The 2280-nt window shown below is 75.8% G+C and carries 3 protein-coding genes and 1 pseudogene; all 4 read left to right on the forward strand.

Annotated elements, in window-relative coordinates:
* Positions 1-237 (forward strand): hypothetical protein (locus ACOJUF_RS24175; protein ID WP_420124360.1); only part of this gene is annotated, 237 nt, incomplete at its 5' end.
* Between the two features lie 229 nt (positions 238-466).
* A complete protein-coding gene (locus ACOJUF_RS24180; protein WP_420124361.1) occupies positions 467-1024 on the forward strand; it encodes a hypothetical protein in 558 nt (185 codons plus the stop codon).
* Between the two features lie 400 nt (positions 1025-1424).
* Positions 1425-2093 carry a copper chaperone PCu(A)C gene (locus ACOJUF_RS24185; RefSeq protein WP_420124362.1) on the forward strand — a complete coding sequence of 223 codons (669 nt, stop codon included), beginning with the start codon at positions 1425-1427 and terminating at the stop codon, positions 2091-2093.
* Positions 2086-2280 (forward strand): annotated as a pseudogene (locus tag ACOJUF_RS24190) (hypothetical protein); the annotation flags it as partial. The gene ACOJUF_RS24185 and the pseudogene ACOJUF_RS24190, both read left to right, overlap by 8 nt.

The following is a 2280-nucleotide window of genomic DNA, read 5'->3' on the forward strand; positions in this document are numbered from 1 at the left end:
AAGTCGGACAAGCTCGTCGGCCTGAAGGAAAACGTGATCATCGGCAAGCTGATCCCGGCCGGCACCGGCATCGCCCGGTACCGGGACATCCAGGTGCAGCCGACCGAGGAGGCCCGTGCGGCCGCCTACACGCTGCCGTCGTTCGACGACACCTACTACGGGGCCGACACCTTCGGGGTCGCCACCGGAGCCTCGGTGCCGCTGGACGATTTCGACCTGGGTCGCGACTACCGCTGACGCGTCCGGCCGCGTCGTCCGGCGCGGCCACCCGCGGCCCGGCTGCCCCACGGTGACGCCGGGCCTTCGGCGTCTGCGGAGGCGATCGCCTCGGTCGCGCCGTCTCGGTCGCGCCGTCTCGCCACATCCGGAGGGTCTGGATCGTTCCCGAACCGGCAGATGAGGTGAGCCGATGGGCGGGGCGGGACGGGTGGGCGGGACGGGCGGGCCGACGGGATAGCCTGGGCGGGTGATCGGACCGCGCGGACGGAGCCTGCCCTGGCAGGCGGCGCGCACGGTCCCGATGGCGGTCATCACCGTCGGCCTGAGCGTCGCCGCGCACGTCGCCGCCGGGGGCCTGCCGCCGGCCATCGGCCCGCTGGCCCTGCTGACCGCGCTGTCCGCGGTGGTCTCGCTGCCGATCCTGTTGCGGTGGCGATCGCCCGCCGCCGTCGTCCCCCTGCTGACGGCCGCGCAGGGCGCCCTGCACCCGGCCTTCGGGCTGCTCACCGACGGCGCCGGGCACGCCGGGCATGCCATGCCCGGCGCCGGCTCCTGGTCGTCGACGATGGTGCTGGCCCACCTGGCCGCCGGTCTGGTCGCCGCCACGTTGGTGGTGCTCGTCGACCACTTGCTCGCCGCGGCCTTCCTGGGCCGGTGGCAGCGCCCGGTGCTGTCCACCCCGATGCCGGATCGCCGGGCGCTCGGCCCGCAGCCGATCCGGACCCGCCCGGTCTGGGCGGCGGTGGCCGCCGCCCTGGTCCACGCCGCCCCGCGGCGCGGTCCGCCGGCGACGACCGTGGTCTGACGCGCCGCACCCGGTCCATCCACCGGGTGGTGCCGATGACCCCGCCTCCTGTTCGGGTCGCCGCCCGCTCCGCACCGTTCGACCGGGCCCCGCCCTGGATCGCGGTGTCCTGGATCGCGGTGCCCTGGATCGCAGCCCCTCGAACGTGGCGCCCTGGAACGCAGCCTCTCGGAACGCGGTCCGGCCACCCGGTGTCCGGCCACGCGGTGCCCGGTGGCGCGTGGCCGCCCCCGGCAGCCGCGGCAGCCGTCCGCCCCGCCGCGCCGTCGAGCCGGCCGGTGATGCCGTGCGCGCGGCCGGGTGCCGCCGTCCCGACCCGAACAGTCGCCCCGTCCTGGGCTCGATCGCCGGCCCGTGCCGGCGGTCGCCCGTCGCCGACCTCCCGAAATGAGATTGACCGATGACCGAATTCCGGCGCGCCCCGCGCGCCCCCTGGATGCTCGCGGCCGCGTGTGCCGGCGGCCTGCTGCTGGCCGGCTGCGGTTCCGGCACCACCTCGACCGCGGGCGCCACCCCGACCTCCGGCGCGGCGACCCCGTCCGCCTCGTCGTCCGCAGGGTCGTCCGCAGGGTCGTCCGCCACCGGCGAGGTGACCATCACCGACACCTGGGTCCGGGCCACCGAGGGCACCTCGGACCCGACGATGACCGCGGCCTTCGGGGTGCTCACCAACCACACCGATCAGCAGCGGACCGTGGTGTCGGCGACCAACAGCGCCAGCGACCACACCGAGCTGCACGAGATGGCGATGGACAACGGCGCCATGGTGATGCGACCGGTGGCCGGTGGCATCACCGTCCCGGCCGACGGCACCACGACCCTGGGTCCCGGCGGCCTGCACGTGATGGTGATGAACCTGACCTCGCCGATCAAGCCGGGCGACGAGGTGTCGGTGGTGCTGACGCTCGACGACGGCAGCACCGTGCCGTTCACCGCGGTGGCCAAGGAGTTCGCCGGAGCCCAGGAGTCGTACTCACCGTCGACCGGCGCCGGCATGGGCGGGATGGACATGGGCACCAGCGCGGCCCCGGGGTCGGACATGGGAGCGATGACCTCCGGCCATGGCTGAATCACCAGTCGACCGGTCGGCTGACGGTGGGCCGGCGGCATCGCCGCCGGTGTACAGCCGGCGCCGGTTGCTGGCGACGTCCGCGGTGGCCGCGCTGTACGGCGCGGCCGCCGCGGCGGTCGGCGGCGGGGTCGCCGTCGCCCGGACCCGGGACGACCTCGTCGGCGGTGCCGCGGCCGCCGGGCCG

Source organism: Nakamurella sp. (assembly GCF_048594475.1).
Classification (GTDB): domain Bacteria; phylum Actinomycetota; class Actinomycetes; order Mycobacteriales; family Nakamurellaceae; genus Nakamurella.